17 protein-coding genes are annotated in these 19008 nt (G+C 62.8%); 7 read left to right on the top strand and 10 right to left on the bottom strand.

Annotated features, from left to right (window positions below; genetic code table 11):
• Window positions 1-54: 54 nt before the first annotated feature.
• From JNA92_RS16205 to bioB, 8 genes are all read right to left on the bottom strand, one after another.
• Complete coding sequence (locus JNA92_RS16205) at window positions 55-1338, bottom strand: GGDEF domain-containing protein (protein ID WP_241805681.1); 1284 nt, start codon at window positions 1336-1338, stop codon at window positions 55-57.
• A 213-nt stretch (window positions 1339-1551) separates the two neighbouring features.
• Window positions 1552-3357 (bottom strand): phenylacyl-CoA dehydrogenase, encoded by a 1806-nt coding sequence (locus tag JNA92_RS16200; protein WP_241805680.1) that lies wholly within the window; start codon window positions 3355-3357, stop codon window positions 1552-1554.
• A gap of 305 nt (window positions 3358-3662) precedes the next feature.
• Window positions 3663-3959, bottom strand: a complete 297-nt coding sequence (locus tag JNA92_RS16195; protein ID WP_241805679.1) for a pyrroloquinoline quinone biosynthesis protein PqqE — start codon at window positions 3957-3959, stop codon at window positions 3663-3665.
• Window positions 3960-4077: 118 nt separating this feature from the next.
• Entirely contained in the window at window positions 4078-4758 is a 681-nt protein-coding gene (gene bioD, locus JNA92_RS16190; RefSeq protein WP_241805678.1) for a dethiobiotin synthase, read from the bottom strand.
• 10 nt (window positions 4759-4768) lie between these two features.
• Window positions 4769-5587: a malonyl-ACP O-methyltransferase BioC gene (bioC, locus tag JNA92_RS16185; protein ID WP_241805677.1), complete on the bottom strand. Its 819-nt coding sequence runs from the start codon at window positions 5585-5587 to the stop codon at window positions 4769-4771.
• On the bottom strand, window positions 5580-6311 hold the full coding sequence (locus JNA92_RS16180; protein WP_241805676.1) for an alpha/beta fold hydrolase: 732 nt from the start codon (window positions 6309-6311) through the stop codon (window positions 5580-5582). Before JNA92_RS16180 ends, bioC begins: the two co-directional genes overlap by 8 nt.
• Window positions 6304-7476 (bottom strand): 8-amino-7-oxononanoate synthase, encoded by a 1173-nt coding sequence (bioF, locus tag JNA92_RS16175; RefSeq protein ID WP_241805675.1) that lies wholly within the window; start codon window positions 7474-7476, stop codon window positions 6304-6306. The genes JNA92_RS16180 and bioF overlap by 8 nt, the downstream gene beginning before the upstream one ends.
• 1 nt (window position 7477) lies before the next feature.
• On the bottom strand, window positions 7478-8536 hold the full coding sequence (gene bioB / locus JNA92_RS16170) for a biotin synthase BioB (protein ID WP_039602863.1): 1059 nt from the start codon (window positions 8534-8536) through the stop codon (window positions 7478-7480).
• Between the two features lie 89 nt (window positions 8537-8625).
• On the opposite strand from bioB, the gene JNA92_RS16165 reads away from it, so the two are divergent.
• The 4 genes from JNA92_RS16165 (at window position 8626) to rarD (ending at window position 12151) form a co-directional block, all read left to right on the top strand.
• Window positions 8626-9363 (top strand): ComF family protein, encoded by a 738-nt coding sequence (locus JNA92_RS16165; protein ID WP_241805674.1) that lies wholly within the window; start codon window positions 8626-8628, stop codon window positions 9361-9363.
• A 26-nt stretch (window positions 9364-9389) separates the two neighbouring features.
• The gene (locus tag JNA92_RS16160; protein WP_241805673.1) at window positions 9390-10154 is read left to right on the top strand and encodes a TOBE domain-containing protein; all 765 of its coding nucleotides are present in this window, start codon (window positions 9390-9392) and stop codon (window positions 10152-10154) included.
• Between the two features lie 70 nt (window positions 10155-10224).
• The gene (locus JNA92_RS16155; RefSeq protein WP_241805672.1) at window positions 10225-11199 is read left to right on the top strand and encodes a serine/threonine protein kinase; all 975 of its coding nucleotides are present in this window, start codon (window positions 10225-10227) and stop codon (window positions 11197-11199) included.
• Window positions 11200-11263: 64 nt separating this feature from the next.
• Window positions 11264-12151, top strand: a complete 888-nt coding sequence (rarD, locus tag JNA92_RS16150) for an EamA family transporter RarD (RefSeq protein WP_241805671.1) — start codon at window positions 11264-11266, stop codon at window positions 12149-12151.
• Window positions 12152-12379: 228 nt separating this feature from the next.
• Here rarD and JNA92_RS16145 read toward each other — a convergent pair whose 3' ends face one another.
• Window positions 12380-12898, bottom strand: a complete 519-nt coding sequence (locus tag JNA92_RS16145; protein ID WP_241805670.1) for a glycine cleavage system protein R — start codon at window positions 12896-12898, stop codon at window positions 12380-12382.
• A gap of 446 nt (window positions 12899-13344) precedes the next feature.
• Between JNA92_RS16145 and JNA92_RS16140 the strand changes: the two genes are divergently transcribed.
• The gene (locus JNA92_RS16140) at window positions 13345-15522 is read left to right on the top strand and encodes a malate synthase G (protein ID WP_241805669.1); all 2178 of its coding nucleotides are present in this window, start codon (window positions 13345-13347) and stop codon (window positions 15520-15522) included.
• A 129-nt stretch (window positions 15523-15651) separates the two neighbouring features.
• Here JNA92_RS16140 and JNA92_RS16135 read toward each other — a convergent pair whose 3' ends face one another.
• Complete coding sequence (locus JNA92_RS16135) at window positions 15652-16095, bottom strand: response regulator (protein ID WP_241805668.1); 444 nt, start codon at window positions 16093-16095, stop codon at window positions 15652-15654.
• Window positions 16096-16280: 185 nt separating this feature from the next.
• Here JNA92_RS16135 and JNA92_RS16130 point away from each other — a divergent pair, with 185 nt between their 5' ends.
• Both JNA92_RS16130 and JNA92_RS16125 read left to right on the top strand, forming a co-directional pair.
• Window positions 16281-18218 (top strand): putative nucleotidyltransferase substrate binding domain-containing protein, encoded by a 1938-nt coding sequence (locus JNA92_RS16130; protein ID WP_241805667.1) that lies wholly within the window; start codon window positions 16281-16283, stop codon window positions 18216-18218.
• A complete protein-coding gene (locus JNA92_RS16125; RefSeq protein ID WP_241805666.1) occupies window positions 18215-18925 on the top strand; it encodes a 3'-5' exonuclease in 711 nt (236 codons plus the stop codon). Before JNA92_RS16130 ends, JNA92_RS16125 begins: the two co-directional genes overlap by 4 nt.
• Window positions 18926-19008 lie beyond the last annotated feature (83 nt).

Genomic DNA, 19008 nt, shown 5'->3' with positions numbered 1-19008 from the left:
CGAACAACTTTTGCGAGACATAGGGTCATCACGCGACCATATAGTCAATTACAGTCACGCAGTACGAACGGCCCCGCGTCGTGATTGTTGGCCATAAACCATGACACAGTTGCGGCCGGCACCTTTGGCGCTGTAAAGCGCCTGGTCGGCTGACTTCAGTACCTCTTCGGGGTTGCGATGCTCCATCAGGCGTTCAGCGACGCCGATACTGATGGTCACCGATACCGTGCCTGCGCCACTGCCGCTGCGGCGTTGTCGCCCGGCGGAATCGTCCTGCGGCCGGTTGTTCTGGTCACGAAGCTGCATCGTGTAGTTGGCGATCATTTCCCGCACAGCTTCCACATGCGGCACGCACTCCTCGGCGGTCTTGCCGGCGAACACCAGGGCAAACTCCTCGCCACCGTAGCGGTAGGCGCGCCCGCCACCGGTGACCTTCGACAGCCGGCTCGCGACCAGGCGCAATACCTGGTCACCGACATCGTGGCCGTGGGTGTCGTTGAATTTCTTGAAGTGATCGACGTCGGTCATGGCAATCACGTAATTGCGCCCCAGGCGCTGCATGCGCTCGTTCAACGCACGCCGCCCGGGCAGGCCGGTCAGCTCGTCACGGAAGGCCATCTGGTAGGCCTCGTGAGAAACCGCCGCAGCGATCATCAACATCACCTGGCTGCACATGATGTTCAGGGTGAACGGCAGGATGAACGTCTTGGGCAGCATCCAGAAGATACCGATCAGCCCGATGATCTGAGCTGCATGCAGGGGCCTTGGCTCACGCAGGTATTGCACCACCAGCAGGATGAAAACACCCATGAACAACGGGTAGACCATCTGAATCAGGCTCATCCACTGCCCATGCAGTGACGGCCAGCGTATTTCCGCCAACCAGGCCAGCAAAGCCTGGGGAAAGCTTTGCTCCAGCGCCACGGCCACGCTACCCACAGCGAACAGCACCGCGAACCGGGCAAGCAGGTCCTGGGCCAGGTGGGTGCGCTCCTGCCAGGCGCCAAACAGCCCGAACAATGCAGGCAGAAGCAGGCAGACCAGATGGAAGATCACCGCTGCGTCCTCGCGCACACGGCCGTTGTCACGGTAGTAGTCGGTCTGGGTATCGAGCAGGAAATAGGCGATGTAGACCGTGACCATCAAGAACAGCTCGCGCTGGCGACGGTAAACCGCACAGTACGCGCCGCCCAGCAGCAGCACCAAGGTAGGCAGGACGTTGAACAGTGATGTGAAGAAGACGCTGAGGTCTCTTATGTAAGCCGCCGCAAGCCCTGCCAGCAAGAGGATCAGTGAAGGCAGGAAGTGGCTTGCGCGTACAGCGTTTAAACGAAACAAGGGTAATCTCCGACCCGGCAGATCAATAATGGCATTGTGCCCTTACTTCATCGGCAGCGCACATGAATAGATGAATGCACGGGGGTTAACGGCAGCAGGGGCGGAGGGCTTGAGCTTTTCTTGTAACCGGATCTTGGGGCGCGCAGCGGCCCCCGGAAACAAAAAAACCCGCCTGCCGGTCAAGGCAAGCGGGTTTTTGTGAAGCCTTGCGGCTTAGTAGGACAGACCGAAGTGCTCTTCGTCCATCGCCATCAGGTTGTTGGCACCGGACAGCATGGTCGCCACATGGGTGCGAGTACGCGGCAGGATACGCTGGAAGTAGAAGCGCGCCGTCTGCAGCTTGGCGGTGTAGAAGGCCTCTTCCGAAGTGCCGGCAGCCAGCTTCTCGGCAGCCAGGCGTGCCATGTCGGCCCAGAAGTACGCCAGGCACGCATAACCGGAGTACATCAGGTAATCAACCGAGGCAGCGCCTACTTCTTCGCGATCCTTCATGGCAGCCATGCCCACTTTCATGGTCAGCTCACCCCATTCCTTGTTGATCGCAGCCAGCGGCTCGACGAACTCCTTGACCGCCTCATTGCCTTCCTGCGCCTGGCAGAACTTGTGCACGATCTTGGTGAAGCCTTTGAGTGCTTCGCCCTGAGTCATCAGCACCTTGCGGCCCAGCAGGTCGAGGGCCTGGATGCCGGTGGTGCCTTCGTACAGCATGGAAATACGGCTGTCGCGCACATTCTGCTCCATGCCCCACTCGGCGATGAAGCCGTGGCCGCCGTAGATCTGCACGCCGTGGTTGGCCGCCTCGAAGCCGACTTCGGTCATGAACGCCTTGGCGATCGGGGTCAGGAACGCCAGCAGGGCGTCGGCCTTCTTGCGCTCTTCCTCGTCCTGGCTGTATTTGACGATGTCCACCTGCTTGGCGGTGAAGTAGACCATGGCGCGGTTGCCTTCGGCGAAGGCCTTCATGGTCAGCAGCATGCGGCGAACGTCCGGGTGCACGATGATCGGGTCAGCAGCCTTGTCAGGCGCTTTGGGGCCGGTCAGCGAACGCATCTGCAGGCGGTCACGGGCGTACTTCAGGCCACCCTGGAAGGCCACCTCGGCATGGGCCAGGCCTTGCAGCGCGGTGCCCAGGCGGGCAGTGTTCATGAACGTGAACATGCAGTTCAGGCCCTTGTTGGCTGGGCCGATCAAGTAGCCGGTGGCGCTGTCGAAGTTCATCACGCAGGTAGCGTTGCCGTGGATGCCCATCTTGTGCTCGATCGAGCCGCAGCTCACGCCGTTGCGCTCACCTACCCCGCCCTGCGCGTCGGGCAGGAACTTCGGCACGATGAACAGCGAGATACCTTTGGTGCCGGCCGGGGCATCCGGCAGGCGGGCCAGCACGATGTGGACGATGTTGTCGGCCATGTCGTGTTCGCCGGCAGAAATGAAGATCTTGGTGCCGGAAATGCGGTACGAGCCATCAGCTTGCGGCTCGGCCTTGGTGCGCAGCATGCCCAGGTCGGTGCCGCAGTGCGGTTCGGTCAGGCACATGGTGCCTGTCCATTCGCCCGATACCAGTTTGGTCAGGTAGGTTTCCTGCTGCTCTTCAGTACCGTGGGCAGAAATGGTGTTCATCGCACCATGGGACAGGCCGGGGTACATGCCCCACGACCAGTTCGACTCGCCCACCATCTCGCTCAACGCCAGGCCCAGCGACTCAGGCAGGCCCTGACCGCCATGAGCGACGTCATGGGCCAGGCTCGGCCAGCCGCCTTCGACGAACTGCTCGTAGGCTTGCTTGAAACCAGTCGGGGTCTTCACGCCGGACTCGCTCCAGGTGCAGCCTTCCAGGTCACCGACGCGGTTCAGCGGGGCCAGTACCTGCTCACAGAATTTCGCGCCTTCTTCGAGGATCGCGTCGACCATGTCGGGCGTTGCGTCCTGGCAACCCGGCAGGCTCTGATAGTGCGCCTCATAGCCAAGCAGCTCGTCGCGCACGAAGCGAATATCACGCAAGGGGGCTTTGTAATCAGGCATTGCGATGAACCTCTGTGATGAGTCCGGTGGGGAGACCGCTGATACCGACCAGCTCTTGCCGGCTTTCGGTCAAACAGTTGTTTGAAACTTACGTTTAGGACTGACCGATGTCAAGGAGGGACTATGGCGCCATTTACGCCGCGAAAGATGGCGTTTATGCCATCGCCTTGGAATACAGCCATGACTAAGGCAGCGGGCCTGGCCGCGAAGGCGTCGGCTCAGGCAAAAAATGCAGCCTGATCAAACGCATCCGCGGGCAGGCCCGCTTGCACAGAGCCCTGTGCAGGTTTGTGAATGTGTCGCCCTCAGGCGTAGGTATCGATGAACCGACCGAGCATTTCGTCGGAAGCCTTGGCGACTTTCACGCCCAGTTCCACCTCGGTCTTGCCCAGGGCGAGCTGCACTGTGCTGGTGGCAAGGTCCATCTGCTGGCTGCGGTCGACCGCACGCAGGCGCTCGGCCTGAAAATCGCTGGACTGGCTGGTGGCGGCGCGTTCGACAGTGTTGCTGGCGATCTGGCTGGCCGCCTGATCGACGCGGTTCTGCCCGCTCTGGATGGCGCTGAGGCCCGCGTAATAGGCGGAGCTACCGGTGATTTCCATGTCAAAACTCCAATGACGCTGGATGTGGACAGGCCTGATTAAAGCAGGCCTGGGCCATAAAGGCCCGTTTAAATCGCTAATGGCCCCGTGCTATCTGATAGACGTGAGGCATGGTGCTTCAGTCCAGCAAGTCCAGTTGCAGATGCTCCGCGACCGCATCGGCAGCCGCTTGCTTGAGCTTGGGCACCCGCCCCAGGCAAGGCGCCGGCAAGCGCTCGGCCAGGCTGGCGAGGTTCTCCTCCAGGCGCGATGTGCGTGGTTCGATGATATTGGCGACCCAGCCGGCCAGTTGCAGCCCGTCCCTGGCGATCGCCTCGGCGCTGAGCAAGGCGTGGTTGATGCAGCCAAGACGCACCCCGACCACCAGAATCACCGGCAACTTGAGGGCAATCGCCAGGTCGGACAGGTTGGCATGACCAGATAACGGCACGCGCCAGCCACCCGCACCTTCGACCAGGGTGAAATCCGCGCCCTGATCCAGCACGTGGCGCATGGCCTTGAGCAGGGCCGGCACCTCCAGCGTCACACCCGCTTCACGCGCCGCCACATGCGGCGCGATGGCAGGTTCAAAGGCAAAAGGGTTGATGGCCTCATAAGGCAGTTTCAGTGTGCTCTCATCGATCAATGCCTGAGCATCAGCGTTGCGCAGCCCCTTCGCGGTAGCTGTGCAGCCGGACGCTACCGGCTTTGCACCCAGCGTGCTCAGGCCCTGCAGCCGAGCGGCATGCAACAGCCCGGCGGCGATGGTGGTCTTGCCGACGTCGGTATCGGTACCCGCAATGAAATAGGCCTGGCTCATTTCGCTCCTCTCACGCCGTTGGCTTGCGCAACACACCATAGACCACTTGATAGGTGGCGGGCAGCCCTTGCGGCTGGCGGAATGCTTCATACGCCTGCAGCAGCCCCTGCATGCGGGCACGGCCAGTCAAGCCCGACGGCCGCCCGGGATTGATGTTGTGGGCGCCAAGTGCCTTGAGCTCATGGGTCAGCCCGCGCACATGCGGGTAGTGCAGCACATGCGCCTGCTGATGCAGGCCAAGCGGCTCAAGGCCACTTGCCGCACACAGTCGCTGATAGTCCTCGAACCGGCGGAAGCGGTTGACATGCACCATGCCATCCACAGCCTGCCAACTGGCGCGCAATTCATCGAGGGTGCCGACACACAGGCTGCTGAAGGCCAGCACACCGCCCGGGCGCAATACCCGCCGGGCTTCTTCCAGCACACTGGAGAACTGCGCGCACCACTGCACTGCCAGGCTGGAGAAGACCAGATCGACGCTGTGATCACGCAGCGGCAAGCGCTCGGCGTCGCCTGCCACATGGTAGCGGGCCCCGCCCTGCTCGCCTTGGGCATGGCGCAGCATGCCTTCGGCGATATCCACGGCCACGCCCGTCGCCAGGGTGAACCGCTCGGCCAGCACCCGGCTGAAATGCCCCGTGCCGCTGCCCAGGTCGAGCCAGCGCGATGGCGTCAGTGTGCTCGGCAGCTGCTCCAGCAGGGCCACGCCCACCGCGCGCTGCAAGGCCGCCACGCTGTCGTAGCTGGCTGCCGCACGGGAGAACGAGGCCGCTACCTGGCGCTTGTCCGGCAGCGCGCCGGGCAGGGTTGGACGGGAAAGGTCAGTCATCGCCACTCTCATGCAGGAAACTCTTGATACCCGCCGCCAATTCCTGCGGATACTCCAACAGGAAAGCGTGGGAACTCTCTTCAACCAGGCCGACTTCAACGTCGGGCAACAACTCGCTCAGCGCTTTGGCCGCCTCGGGGGGGACCAACGCGTCACTGCCGGCGAACAGGTGCAGTTGCGGGCCGGCGTATGCCTGCAGCGCTTCGCGGGTATCCAGCTTTGCCAGCACCTCAAGCCCGGTGCTCAGGTACAGCGGGTCCGTCTCTGGCACGCCCACGCCCAGCTGACGCAGCAATGTGCGCGGCTGCATGGCACCTTCACTGCACAGGCTCTTGAAACGTTTGAGGGTTACGCCGGTGTGGCTGCGGCAACCGTCGAGGAAGGTCTCGAAGGTGTCATGGGCCATACCATGCGGCCAATCCGCCTGTTCCACGAAGCAGGGGTTACTGGCCAAGGTCAGCAGCCCGCAACAGTGATCGCCACGCTTGCGCGCCAGCTCACTGGCAAGCATGCCGCCCAGCGACCAGCCGCCCAGCCAGGCATCACTGGGCAGTTTGCGGTCAAGGTAATCGACCCACGCCTGTACATCGGGGTCGGCCAGCTCCGGCAGGGGCGCCAGCTCAACCTGCAGGCGCGCGTCCTGCGCACGCAGGCTGGCGGCCAGCGGCTCAAGCGCCGCAGTCCCCAGGCCCCAGCCGGGTAGAAGGATCAGTCGGTTACGCATCGGCGGCCTCCAGCTGTGGATAACAATCGGCCAATGCATTCAACAATAGCTGTACCTGCGCCTCACTGTGCGCAGCGCTCAAGGTTACCCGCAGCCGTGCACTGCCAGCAGGAACAGTAGGCGGGCGGATGGCGGTGACCAGCAGGCCACGCTCGCGCAGCATCTGTGACAGGCGCAGTGCCTGTGCGCTGTCGCCGATCAGCAGCGGCTGGATCGGGGTCGGGCTGTCCATCAGCTGCAGCCCGATCTGCGCCGCGCCCTCGCGGAACTGACGGATCAACCCGGCCAGGTGCTCGCGGCGCCAGGTCTCGCGGCGCACCAGCTCCAGGCTCTTGAGCGTGGCGCAAGCAAGTGCCGGCGGCTGGCTGGTGGTGTAGATGTAAGGCCGTGCGAACTGCACCAGTGCCTCGATCAAATCATCGCTGCCCGCAACGAAGGCGCCCGCTGTACCACACGCCTTGCCCAGCGTACCGATCAGCACCGGCACGTCTTCGATGCCCAGGCCGAAGTGTTCGACGATACCGCCGCCCTGGGCACCCAAGGTACCCAGGCCATGGGCGTCGTCGACCATCAACCAGGCCCCGCGCGCACGCGCCACTTCGGCCAGCGCAGGCAGGTCGGCCAGATCACCATCCATGCTGAATACACCGTCGGTGACCACCAGGGTATTGCCGCAGGCCTTGCCCAGGCGGTTGGCCAGGCTGACGGCGTCGTTGTGCAGGTAACGGTTGAAGCGGGCACCACTGAGCAAGCCGCCATCGAGCAGCGAGGCATGATTGAGGCGGTCCTGCAGCACTGTATCGCCCTGCCCCACCAGCGCGGTGATGGCCCCGAGGTTGGCCATGTAGCCTGTGGAAAACAGCAAGGCTCGCGGGCGACCGGTCAATTCGGCCAGCGCCTCTTCGACCTGATGGTGCGGCGTGCTGTGGCCGACAACCAAGTGCGAGGCCCCGCCACCGACGCCCCAACGCTCGGCGCCGGCCTGCCAAGCGGCAATCACCTCAGGGTGGTTGGCCAGGCCCAGGTAGTCATTGCTGCAGAAAGCCAGCAACGGCTGGCCGTCGACCACGACGTTCGGCCCTTGCGGGCTTTGTAACAGCGGCCGCTGCCGATACAGGTCTGCTGCGCGCCGTTCGGCAAGACGCGCGGCAAGATCGAAGGCCATCTCAGGCAGACGCGGCGTTATAGAACAGCTCGCTGCTGCGTTGCTCGACCAGCGCCTGCTCGATGGCGGCCTGGTGCACTTCGTCGGCATGCTCTTCACGCGCTTCAGGCTTGATACCCAGGCGGGCGAACAGCTGCATGTCCTTGTCGGCCTGCGGGTTAGCGGTGGTCAGCAGCTTCTCGCCGTAGAAGATCGAATTGGCGCCGGCCATGAAGGCCAGGGCCTGCATCTGCTCGTTCATCTGTTCGCGGCCGGCGGACAGGCGCACATGCGACTTGGGCATCAGCAACCGCGCCACCGCCAGCATACGAATGAAGTCGAACGGATCGACATCTTCCTCCTCGGCCAACGGGGTACCGGCCACTTTGACCAGCATGTTGATCGGCACCGACTCGGGATGCTCGGGCAGGTTGGCCAACTGGATCAGCAGGCCTGCACGATCGTCGAGCGACTCGCCCATGCCGAGGATGCCACCGGAGCAGATCTTCATCCCGGCATCGCGTACGTAGGCCAAGGTCTGCAGACGCTCGCTGTAAGTGCGGGTGGTGATGATGCTGCCGTAGAACTCCGGCGAGGTATCGAGGTTGTGGTTGTAGTAATCCAGGCCGGCCTGGGCCAGCGCCTGGGTCTGGTCCTGATCGAGCTTGCCGAGGGTCATGCAGGTTTCCAGCCCCATGGCCTTGACCCCTTTGACCATTTCCAGCACGTAGGGCATGTCCTTGGCCGAGGGGTGCTTCCAGGCGGCGCCCATGCAGAAGCGGGTCGAGCCGATGGCCTTGGCCCGTGCCGCTTCTTCGAGCACCTTCTGCACCTCCATCAGCTTCTGTTTTTCCAGCCCGGTGTTGTAGTGGCCCGACTGTGGACAGTATTTGCAATCTTCCGGGCAGGCGCCGGTCTTGATCGACAGCAGCGTGGAAACCTGCACGCGGTTGGGGTCGAAATGCGCCCGATGCACAGTTTGCGCCTGGAACAGCAGGTCGTTGAACGGTTGCTGGAACAGGGCCTTCACCTCGGCCAGGGACCAGTCGTGACGTGTTGTTGCAGTTGTGCTGGCGCTCATCGGCGTTTCCTTGTTTAGGCTGTAGCTGGCGCCGGGACAGGAATGCCCGCCAGCGCATCACGGATAGCTCGCATAGTCATGGAAGGCCTATGAACTGTCAACCTTGGTTAAAAGCACTGGTTTACAAGTGTACGAATATTGATCACCACTGTTTGCTGTGCGGCGCTTCTGCCCAGCAGCGCCACCCCATCTGCATGGCGTGCGAGGAAGAACTGCCGTGGCTGAATGAGTACTGCATGCAGTGTGCGCTACCGCTGCCAATGGCCGGCCTGACCTGCGCGCAGTGCAGCCGCCGTCCACCTGCCTTCGAACAAGTGGTAGCGCCGTGGTATTACAGCTTTCCCGTGGACACACTGATCAGCCGCTTCAAACACAATCGCCAGTGGCCATTTGGGCGCTTGATGGCCGAAATGCTCAGCCTGGATTTGCGCCACCGCTTTACCGATGGCCTGGCCAAGCCATCGCTGCTGTTGCCTGTGCCACTGGCAAAGCGTCGACAGCGCGAGCGTGGCTTCAACCAGGCAGGCATGCTGGCAAGGTGGTTGTCCAAGGCCCTGGCAATCGACTGCAACGAGCGATGGCTGCAGCGCACCCGCGAAACACCGGCGCAGCAAAGCCTGAATGCCAAGGCCAGGCGGCGCAATCTGCAACAGGCCTTTGCGGTGGTTGATCAAGGCGCATTGCACGGCCTGCATGTGGCCGTGGTCGATGACGTGCTGACCACCGGTGCCACGGCGCACAGCATCGCAACCCTGTTACGCGGCGCCGGCGCACGTCGGGTCGATGTGTATTGCCTGGCACGCACGGCAAAACCGGGGCAAGCTTGACCGGTCAGTCCCAGATAGGCGCCATCATGACCCTGCCCGCTCTCCTCACCCAGCATATCGCTCGCCGCCCACAGCGCATCGCGTTGCTTCAGCATATCGCTGAGCAAGGTTCGATCACCCGCGCCGCCAAGGCCGCAGGCATCAGCTACAAAGCCGCATGGGACGCCATAGACGAACTCAACAACCTGGCCAGCCAGCCGTTGGTCGAGCGCAGCACCGGCGGGCGCGGCGGCGGTGGCGCACGCCTGTCCGGCGAAGGCGAGCGGGTACTGCGCCTGTACCAGCGTTTGCAGGCCTTGCAGGCGCAGATTCTCGAAGCGGCCGAAGAGTCCAGCGACCTTGACCTGCTTGGGCGCCTGATGTTGCGCACCAGTGCCCGCAACCAGCTGCAAGGCCAGGTCAGCGGCTTGCGCCGCGAAGGGCGGCACGACCGCGTGAGCCTGGCGCTGGGTGGCGGGTTGGAAATCGAGGCACTGATCACCCATGACAGCACGTCACGCCTGGAGCTGGCGCTCGGCACCAGGGTGGTGGCGCTGCTCAAGGCCGGGTGGGTGCAGCTGTTGAGCGCCGCAGACGAAGCCGAAGCGGGCAGCAATGTGCTCAAGGCAACGGTGGAACAGGTGATCGCGGATGGGCATGACACCCGTGAAGTGAGGCTGGCGTTGGGTAATGGGCAGACACTCTGTGCGTTTGCCGAGGCCCACTGGCTGGCACGAGCGGCACTGGCACCCGGTAGCCAGGTCCGGGTGCAGTTCCATCCGTCCCACGTATTGCTGGGGGTACCGGTGTAGGTTGCTCGCGCCACCCGCCAGAGGGCCGTCACTGATACCATGAGCCCCTGCAGCCCACCCCGGAGCCACCATGTCTCACCCCTTCGCGACCCTCACCCCCGACCTGGTACTGGACGCCGTGGAGAGCCTCGGCTTTCTCAGCGACGCCCGGGTACTGGCCCTGAACAGCTACGAGAACCGCGTCTACCAAGTGGGTATCGAAGGCGAGCAACCACTGATCGCCAAGTTCTATCGACCCGGCCGGTGGAGCAATGAAGCGATTCTTGAAGAACACCGCTTCACCGCCGAACTCGCCGAGTGCGAAGTGCCGGTGGTCGCCCCGCTGCAACACAATGAACAGACCCTGTTCGAGCACCAGGGCTTTCGCTTCACGCTGTTCCCCCGCCGCGGCGGCCACGCACCGGAGCCAGGCAACCTCGACCAGCTCTACCGCCTGGGCCAGTTGCTCGGCCGCCTGCATGCGGTGGCGGCCACACGCCCGTTCGAGCATCGCGAGGCCTTGACTGTGGACAACTTCGGCCACGCGTCCCTGCGAACCCTGCTGGAGGGCGACTTCGTACCCCGGGAATTGCTGCCCGCCTTCGAGTCTGTAGCGCGCGAGCTGCTCAAACGGGTCGAAGACATCTACGCACGCACGGAGCACAAGGTGATGCGCCTGCACGGCGACTTGCACCCCGGCAACCTGATGCACCGCGACGACGTTTACCACGTCGTCGACCTCGATGACTGCAGGATGGGCCCGGCCGTGCAAGACCTGTGGATGATGTTGGCCGGCAGCCGTGAAGAACGCCTGGGCCAACTGGCAGAGCTGATCGACGGCTACAACGAGTTTCACGATTTCGACCCGCGCGAGCTCCCCCTGATCGAACCCCTGCGTGCCTTGCGCCAGCTGCACCATAGCGCCTGGCTGGCACGGCGCTGGGACGACCCGGCATTCCCGCGCAGCTTCCCCTGGTTTGGCCAGCCGCGTTACTGGGGCGATCAGATCCTGGCCCTGCGCGAGCAAACGGCGGCGCTCGATGAGCAACCACTGAAATTGTTCTAAATGCCTGCAAAGGTCTGTCTACAATAGGCGTCGCTGTATTTAGCTACCTAAGCAAGGATTCTGCATGCACGCCGCAAACCCGCGACGCGGGTACATTCTTGGCCTCTCGGCCTACATCATCTGGGGCTTGTTCCCCCTCTATTTCAAAGCCATACAAAGCGTCCCGGCGGTTGAGATCATCGTCCATCGGGTGCTCTGGTCCGCCCTGTTCGGCTCGCTGCTGCTGTTGGTGTGGAAGCACCCAGGGTGGTGGCGCGAGTTGCGCGACAACCCACGCCGCCTGGCCATCCTTGCCCTCAGTGGCGCCCTGATTGCCGGCAACTGGCTGACCTACGTGTGGTCGGTCAATAACGGGCGCATGCTCGAGGCCAGCCTGGGCTACTACATCAACCCGCTGGTGAACGTGCTGCTGGGCATGCTTTTGCTGGGTGAGCGCCTGCGCCGCCTGCAATGGCTGGCAGTGGCCATGGCCGCAGTAGGTGTGGCGCAACAGGTGTGGCAAGTCGGTAGCCTGCCGTGGGTGTCCCTGGTACTGGCATTGACCTTCGGCTTCTATGGCCTGATCCGCAAACAGGCACCGGTGGCGGCGCTGCCCGGCCTGGTGGTGGAAACCTGGATGCTGGTGCCCCTGGCGCTAGGCTGGTTGCTGCTGCACCCTGCGGCGATGAGTGCACAAGGCAGTTTCTATACCAGCAGCGAGGCGCTATGGCTGATCGCCGCCGGGCCGGTAACCCTGATACCGCTGGTGTGCTTCAACGCCGCTGCGCGGCACTTGCCCTACACCACCCTGGGCTTCCTGCAGTATCTGGCGCCAACCCTGGTGCTGCTGCAAGCGGTACTACTATTTGACGAGCACCTGTCTCCCAGCAGCCTGATGGCTTTCCTGTGTATCTGGGCTGGCCTGGCGCTGTACAGCGTCGATGCCTGGCTGAATCTGCGCAAGCGCGCCTGATCAAAAAATGATCAAAACTCTGCAGGCCACGCCGTCCGTGGCCTGGCAGAACATCTCCAGAGGTTATCCACACCCTCGTCCCCGTGGTTTGTGCACAAGCTATTGATTAGTGGCTGTTTTTTGAACAAACAGCGGGAGGGCCTGCCGTCTCTGGGTTAGCGCGGAGCGCCCCCAGGTTATCCACAGGGCATTCCCCGATTAATCGGGATAACCCGCTAGCGCTTGGGCTCACTCTTGCGGCCGCAATTTCAACTCCACCATCAAGTCATCCGCCAGGCTCTCCAGCTTGTGCTGCAGGTCGTCCAGCGACAAGGTCAATGGCAGCGCCAGCAAGGCATCGGCATGGAACAACGGCTCGCTGCTCATCGGCGCCGGGCGTACTTCGGTGGTGAAACGCTCAAGGTTCACCCCTTGCTCAGCCAGCAAACGGGTGATATCCCGTACGATGCCAGGGCGATCATTACCCACCAACTCCATCGCGATCGGCTTCCAGGTACAGGAAGGCTCGATGCCGCTTTCTGCGATCAGCACACGGATATCGTATTGCCCCAGGGCCTGAAGCGATTTCACCAGCTCATCGTAGCTCTCTGCCGGCACGGCGACCCGCAGAATGCCCGCGAATTGCCCGGCCATACGCGACATACGGCTCTCCAGCCAGTTACCGTTGTGGTCGGCTATGCACTGGGCAATCCGTTCGACCTGGCCGGCCTTGTCAGGAGCAATCACGGTCAGTACAAGATGATCCACAGGCCTTCCTCTGCGTCGTGCCGCCTGCAGCGGCGGGAATTGGTTCAGTATAGGCAAGGCGCGGCAACCTGCCGCAGGACGGTCTGGCGAACTAATCGTGTACTGTTTCAAGATTTATCTGGAACAATCCACCGGTTTTTTGCGAACATAGCCACTCCCAGCGTGACCCTCTGCGACCTGCCGGTCGCGGAGCGACGCTTTTAGTCTGATGTTCACCGGCCCGCTGCTTCATGTAGTATGCGTCGGCGCGGACTACAAAACGTCGTTACGATGTCTGCCAAGGCGCCTGTGAAAATACGCCAACCGCTCGCCAGCCCGCCTGGCGAGCCGCACCCAGCCGCTCTCATGAGTGGTGAGAGCATGTACTGGTGCCGTGTTTAGAGAAGCGCTACAGGCTTAATACAGAAGAGCGAAAGCGAAATAGCTGAGCAAAGGTGAGGCAAGCAATGACTGGATACGTTCAAGTCGGTGGCCTTCAGGTCGCCAAGGCCCTGTACGACTTCGTCAACAACGAAGCGATCCCTGGAACCGGCGTCAAGGCCGATGCGTTCTGGGCCGGGGCAGAAAAGATCATCAACGACCTCGCCCCAAAGAACAAAGCCCTGCTCGCCAAGCGCGACGAGCTGCAAGCCAAGATCGACGCCTGGCACCAGGCACGCAAAGGCCAGGCACACGACGCCGTCGCCTATAAAAGCTTCCTTCAGGAAATCGGCTATCTGCTGCCACAAGCCGACGATTTCCAAGCCACCACCCAGAACGTGGACGAAGAAATTGCCCACATGGCAGGCCCACAGTTAGTCGTGCCGGTGATGAACGCCCGCTTTGCCCTGAATGCCGCCAACGCCCGCTGGGGCTCGCTGTACGACGCACTGTACGGCACCGATGTCATCAGCGATGAAGGTGGCGCAGAAAAAGGCCAGGGCTATAACAAGGTCCGCGGCAACAAGGTCATCGCCTTCGCCCGCGCCTTCCTCGACGAAGCCGCGCCGCTGGCTGCTGGCTCGCACGTCGACTCCACCGCTTACCGCATCGAAGGCGGCAAGCTGGTCGTTGCCCTCAAGGGCGGCAGCAACAGCGGGCTGCGTGACGACGCCCAGCTGATCGGTTTCCATGGCGATGCCGCCGCGCCAACCGCCGTGCTGCTCAAGCACAATGGCCTGCACCTGGAAATCCAGGTCGATGCCAGCACCCCGGTCGGCAGCACTGATGCCGCCGGTGTGAAAGACATCCTGATGGAATCGGCGCTGACCACCATCATGGACTGTGAAGACTCGGTCGCTGCCGTCGATGCCGACGACAAGGTCATCGTCTACCGCAACTGGCTGGGCCTGATGAAAGGCGACCTGGCCGAGAGCGTCAGCAAAGGCGGCAAGACCTTCACCCGCACCATGAACCCCGACCGCGAGTACACAGCGCCCAATGGCGGCACCGTGACCCTCCACGGTCGCTCACTGCTGTTCGTGCGTAACGTGGGTCATTTGATGACCAACCCGGCAATTCTCGATGCCCAAGGCAACGAGATTCCCGAAGGCATCCAGGATGGTCTTTTCACCAACCTGATCGCCCTGCACAACCTCAACGGCAACACCAGCCGCAAGAACACCCGTACCGGTAGCGTCTACATCGTCAAACCGAAAATGCACGGCCCTGAAGAAGTGGCGTTCGCCGCCGAGATCTTCAGCCGCGTCGAAGACCTGCTGGGCATGCCGCGCAACACCGTCAAGGTCGGCATCATGGACGAAGAGCGCCGTACCACGGTCAACCTCAAGGCCTGCATCAAGTCGGCAGCCGAGCGTGTGGTGTTCATCAACACCGGCTTCCTCGACCGTACCGGTGACGAAATCCACACCTCCATGGAGGCCGGCGCCGTGGTGCGCAAAGGCGCCATGAAGAATGAAAAGTGGATCGGCGCCTACGAGAACAACAACGTAGACGTTGGCCTTGCCACCGGCCTGCAAGGCCGTGCGCAGATCGGCAAAGGCATGTGGGCCATGCCGGACCTGATGGCTGCCATGCTCGAGCAGAAGATCGCTCACCCGCTGGCCGGCGCCAACACCGCCTGGGTTCCGTCACCGACCGCCGCCACCCTGCACGCGCTGCACTACCACAAAGTCGATGTACAGGCGCGTCAGCGCGAGCTGGCTAGCCGCACCCCGGCTTCGGTCGACGACATCCTGACCATCCCGCTGGCAGCTGACACCAACTGGTCGGCCGAAGAGATCCGTAACGAGCTGGACAACAACGCCCAGGGTATCCTCGGCTACGTGGTTCGCTGGATCGACCAGGGCGTGGGTTGCTCCAAAGTGCCCGACATCAACGATGTGGGCCTGATGGAAGACCGCGCTACCCTGCGTATCTCGGCCCAGTTGCTGGCCAACTGGCTGCGCCATGGCGTGGTTACCCAGGAGCAGGTGCTGGAAAGCCTCAAACGCATGGCAGCCGTTGTCGACAAGCAGAACGCCGGTGATGCCCTGTACCGCCCGATGGCGCCGAACTTCGACGACAACATTGCATTCCAGGCTGCAGTGGAACTGGTGGTGGAGGGTGCCAAGCAGCCAAACGGTTATACCGAGCCGGTCCTGCACCGCCGCCGCCGCGAGTTCAAGGCGCGTAACGGGCTGTAACCTGCAACGGGCCGCTCGGCGGCCCGATCGCAGGCAAGCCGGCGCTCACAGGCACACCACTGACCCCAAAGGTTGTGAAAACCCTGTGAGTGCCGGCCTGCCGGCGAACGGCCAGAACAGCCACCTGAGCTACCCTAGCTGCAACTCTTTCTTCACCAACCCCAGCAATTTCCCCAGATCCACCGGTTTGAGCAGAAAGTCCACCACCCCCAGGTGCATCACATCCACCGCCTCCTTCACATCGGTGTCGCCTGACACCACGATGATCGACAACGCCGCGCGTTCCGACTCACGAATCTGCCGAATCAGCTCCAGGCCATCCTTGGGCTCCATGCGCAGGTCGGTGATCATCAGGGCGATACGCGGTTCGTAATGCAGTTTGAACATCGCCTCCTGGGCACCATCGGCCTTCATGCAGTCGATCCCTCTGCTCTTGAGGTAAAGGCACAAAGCCTCGCTGTTCACCGGGTTGTCATCAACCACCAATACCACCGGCCTGGATGCGACGGGCGCACTCAGACCGGCCAATGCCTCGCGCTCGGCGTCACTCAGGATGTCGTCATGCTCAACCATGGTCGTCTCATCAAATAGTCTTGCTCATCGGTAAGACCGCAGCTTGCGATATTGATCACATTACGCTCATAGACTTACGTCCAATGGGCACCGCACGGCCGTCAGCCGACCATGGGGGCCGAGAACAACAAGGCCGCACCTATATATAGATATATATAGTTCGGCGTAGCGATACGGTCAGTGTCATGAGCAAAAACGACGCCTACAGCCAGGCGGGCAGAACCGCAGTTCTGCAAAACATTCAGGGCACCCTGCAGTTTTTGCAGCGTTTCCCGCCGTTCAACCAAATGGAACACAGCCACCTGGCGTTCCTGGTGGAACAGTGCCAGTTGCGTTTCTACGCCAGCGGGGAAAGCATCATCAAACCCACCGACGGCCCGGTGGAGCACTTCTACATCGTCAAGCAGGGCCGCGTGGTCGGTGAGCGCCAGCACCTGGTCAAGCCCGGCGTGGAAACCACCTTCGAGATCACCAGCGGGGAGTGCTTCCCGCTGGCCGCCCTGCTTGGCGAACGCGCTACCCGCACCGAGCACCTGGCAGGCGAGGATACGTTCTGCCTGCAATTGAACAAAGCCGCCTTCATCCGTGTGTTCTCCCTGTCGGATGTGTTTCGGGATTTTGCGCTGCGCGGCGTCAGTAGCTTGCTAGACCAAGTCAATCAACAGGTACGTCAGCAAGCGGTGGAAACGCTCGGCACCCAATACTCGCTGAACACCCCGCTGGGTGAACTGGCCATGCGTCACCCGGTGGTCTGCACCCCGAACACGCCGCTGCGCGACGCCGTGCGGTCGATGCACGAGCAGCAGGTCGGCAGCATCGTGGTGGTGGATGCGCAGCGTTACCCGGTGGGCATTTTCACCCTGCGTGACCTGCGCCAGGTGGTGGCCACTGTCGATGCCGACCTCGGTAGCGCCATCGAGCGGCACATGACCGCCAAACCGTTCTACCTCAGCCCGCGGGCCAGTGCCTTCGACGCGGCCATGGCCATGACCGAGCGGCACATCGCCCATGTTTGCCTGGTGGACAACCAGCGCCTGTGCGGCGTGGTCTCGGAGCGCGACCTGTTCTCCCTGCAACGGGTCGACCTCGTGCACCTGGCCCGCACCATCCGCCATGCACCGCGCCTGGACTCGCTGGTAGCGCTGCGTGGGGAGATCGGCCAGCTGGTCGAGCGCATGCTTGCCCACGGCGCCTCCTCGACCCAGATCACCCAGATCATCACCCTGCTCAACGACCACACGGTCTGCCGGGTCACCGAACTGGCGCTGGCCGAACGTGGCGACCCTGGGGTGCCATTCAGCTGGCTGTGCTTTGGCAGCGAAGGGCGCCGTGAGCAGACCCTGCATACCGACCAGGACAACGGCATCCTGTTCGAGGCGGCCGATAGCCACGAAGCCGAAGCCATTCGCGCCCGCCTGCTGCCGCTGGCCCACTACATCAACCAATGCCTGGCCCAATGTGGCTTCACCCTGTGCAAGGGGAACGTCATGGCGGGCAACCCCGAGCTGTGCCTGTCGCGCGCTGAATGGGCACGGCGTTTCGCTGGCTTCATCCGTGAAGCCAGCCCAGAGAACCTGCTCGGCTCGAGCATCTATTTCGACCTGCGTGTGGTCTGGGGCGACGAACAGGGTTGCGAACAGCTGCGCCAAAGCGTGCTTGAACAAGTTGCCGAAAACCGCATCTTCCAGCGCATGATGGCCGACAACGCCCTGCGTCAGCGGCCTCCGGTAGGCCGCCTGCGCGAATTCGTCCTGACCCGCCAAGGCAACGACAAGGCCGCTACCCTGGACCTCAAGGTCCAGGGCCTGACCCCCTTCGTCGATGGTGCGCGGCTGCTGGCCCTGGCCAACGGCATCGGCGCCTGCAACACCCTGGAGCGCCTGCGCCAGTTGGTCGACAAAGGCGTTATCCAGGCGCTCGACGGCGCGGCCTACGAAGAGGCCTACCATTTCATCCAGCAAACGCGCATGCAGCAGCACCAGCGCCAGACCCGCGACAATCAGCCTTATTCCAACCGCCTCGATCCGGACAGCCTCAACCATCTGGACCGGCGCATCCTGCGTGAGTCCCTGCGCCAGGCGCAGCGCCTGCAAAGCAGCCTGGCCCTGCGGTACCAGCTATGAGCCTGTTCGCCTGGCTACGGCCTGCCGCCCCGGCCCTGGACGATGCGCTGCATCAACGCCTGGCGCGCCTGCCAAAACCCGCACCGCTGGGCGTGTGCTCGCTGCGTGAGCAGCGCTGGGTGGTGCTGGACCTTGAGACCAGCGGCCTGAACCCCAACCGCGATCAGGTCTTGTCGATCGGTGCCGTAGCCATCGAAGACGGCGCCATCGACTTTTCCCAGCAGTTCGAGCGCACCCTGCACCGCCCGGCCCAGAAAACCAACGCCAGTGTACTCATCCATGGCTTGGGCCCGAGCGCCCTGGCTGCTGGCAGCGACCCAGCCAAGGCGTTGCTCGAACTGCTCGAGTTCATGGGTGACAGCCCGGTGCTGGCGTTTCATGCACCTTTCGACCAACGCATGCTGGCTCGGGCGTTGAAAGAAACCCTTGGCCATCGCCTGCAGCAGCCGTTCCTGGATGTCGCTGAACTGGCGCCCATGCTCAACCCGGACACGGTACTGCGCGAAGCAGGGCTGGATGACTGGGTGGCACGCTTCGGGCTGCAGGTGGATGAGCGCCACCACGCCAGCGCCGATGCCCAAGTCACTGCTGAACTGGCGTTGATCCTGTTCAGCCAGGCGCGTCGCCAGCAGTTGGACAGCCCACTGCAGCTGGAGCAGCGCTTGCGCGGGTGGCGCCGGCGCAATGTACAGGGGCACGGGCTTTAGAAACCTGTGGGTTGAAGGCGCTGCCCTGTGAGATCGGGCGCAGCCCCCCTGATAGTGGCAACCCGATAAGCGTCCATTGCGGC

The sequence above is a fragment of the Pseudomonas putida genome, from assembly GCF_022627325.1.
GTDB classification, from domain to species: Bacteria; Pseudomonadota; Gammaproteobacteria; order Pseudomonadales; family Pseudomonadaceae; genus Aquipseudomonas; species Aquipseudomonas putida_X.
This window is presented reverse-complemented; position numbering and strand designations above follow the sequence as displayed.

What these genes read in the sequence shown, in the direction of transcription:
- JNA92_RS16200 (WP_241805680.1), bottom strand. Translation starts at nt 3,357, where the DNA reads ATGCCTGATTACAAAGCCCCCTTGCGTGATATTCGCTTCGTGCGCGAC.
- JNA92_RS16195 (WP_241805679.1), bottom strand. Translation starts at nt 3,959, where the DNA reads ATGGAAATCACCGGTAGCTCCGCCTATTACGCGGGCCTCAGCGCCATC.
- bioD (WP_241805678.1), bottom strand. Translation starts at nt 4,758, where the DNA reads ATGAGCCAGGCCTATTTCATTGCGGGTACCGATACCGACGTCGGCAAG.
- bioC (WP_241805677.1), bottom strand. Translation starts at nt 5,587, where the DNA reads ATGACTGACCTTTCCCGTCCAACCCTGCCCGGCGCGCTGCCGGACAAG.
- JNA92_RS16180 (WP_241805676.1), bottom strand. Translation starts at nt 6,311, where the DNA reads ATGCGTAACCGACTGATCCTTCTACCCGGCTGGGGCCTGGGGACTGCG.
- bioF (WP_241805675.1), bottom strand. Translation starts at nt 7,476, where the DNA reads ATGGCCTTCGATCTTGCCGCGCGTCTTGCCGAACGGCGCGCAGCAGAC.
- bioB (WP_039602863.1), bottom strand. Translation starts at nt 8,536, where the DNA reads ATGAGCGCCAGCACAACTGCAACAACACGTCACGACTGGTCCCTGGCC.
- JNA92_RS16165 (WP_241805674.1), top strand. Translation starts at nt 8,626, where the DNA reads ATGAACTGTCAACCTTGGTTAAAAGCACTGGTTTACAAGTGTACGAAT.
- JNA92_RS16160 (WP_241805673.1), top strand. Translation starts at nt 9,390, where the DNA reads ATGACCCTGCCCGCTCTCCTCACCCAGCATATCGCTCGCCGCCCACAG.
- JNA92_RS16155 (WP_241805672.1), top strand. Translation starts at nt 10,225, where the DNA reads ATGTCTCACCCCTTCGCGACCCTCACCCCCGACCTGGTACTGGACGCC.
- rarD (WP_241805671.1), top strand. Translation starts at nt 11,264, where the DNA reads ATGCACGCCGCAAACCCGCGACGCGGGTACATTCTTGGCCTCTCGGCC.
- JNA92_RS16140 (WP_241805669.1), top strand. Translation starts at nt 13,345, where the DNA reads ATGACTGGATACGTTCAAGTCGGTGGCCTTCAGGTCGCCAAGGCCCTG.
- JNA92_RS16135 (WP_241805668.1), bottom strand. Translation starts at nt 16,095, where the DNA reads ATGGTTGAGCATGACGACATCCTGAGTGACGCCGAGCGCGAGGCATTG.
- JNA92_RS16130 (WP_241805667.1), top strand. Translation starts at nt 16,281, where the DNA reads ATGAGCAAAAACGACGCCTACAGCCAGGCGGGCAGAACCGCAGTTCTG.
- JNA92_RS16125 (WP_241805666.1), top strand. Translation starts at nt 18,215, where the DNA reads ATGAGCCTGTTCGCCTGGCTACGGCCTGCCGCCCCGGCCCTGGACGAT.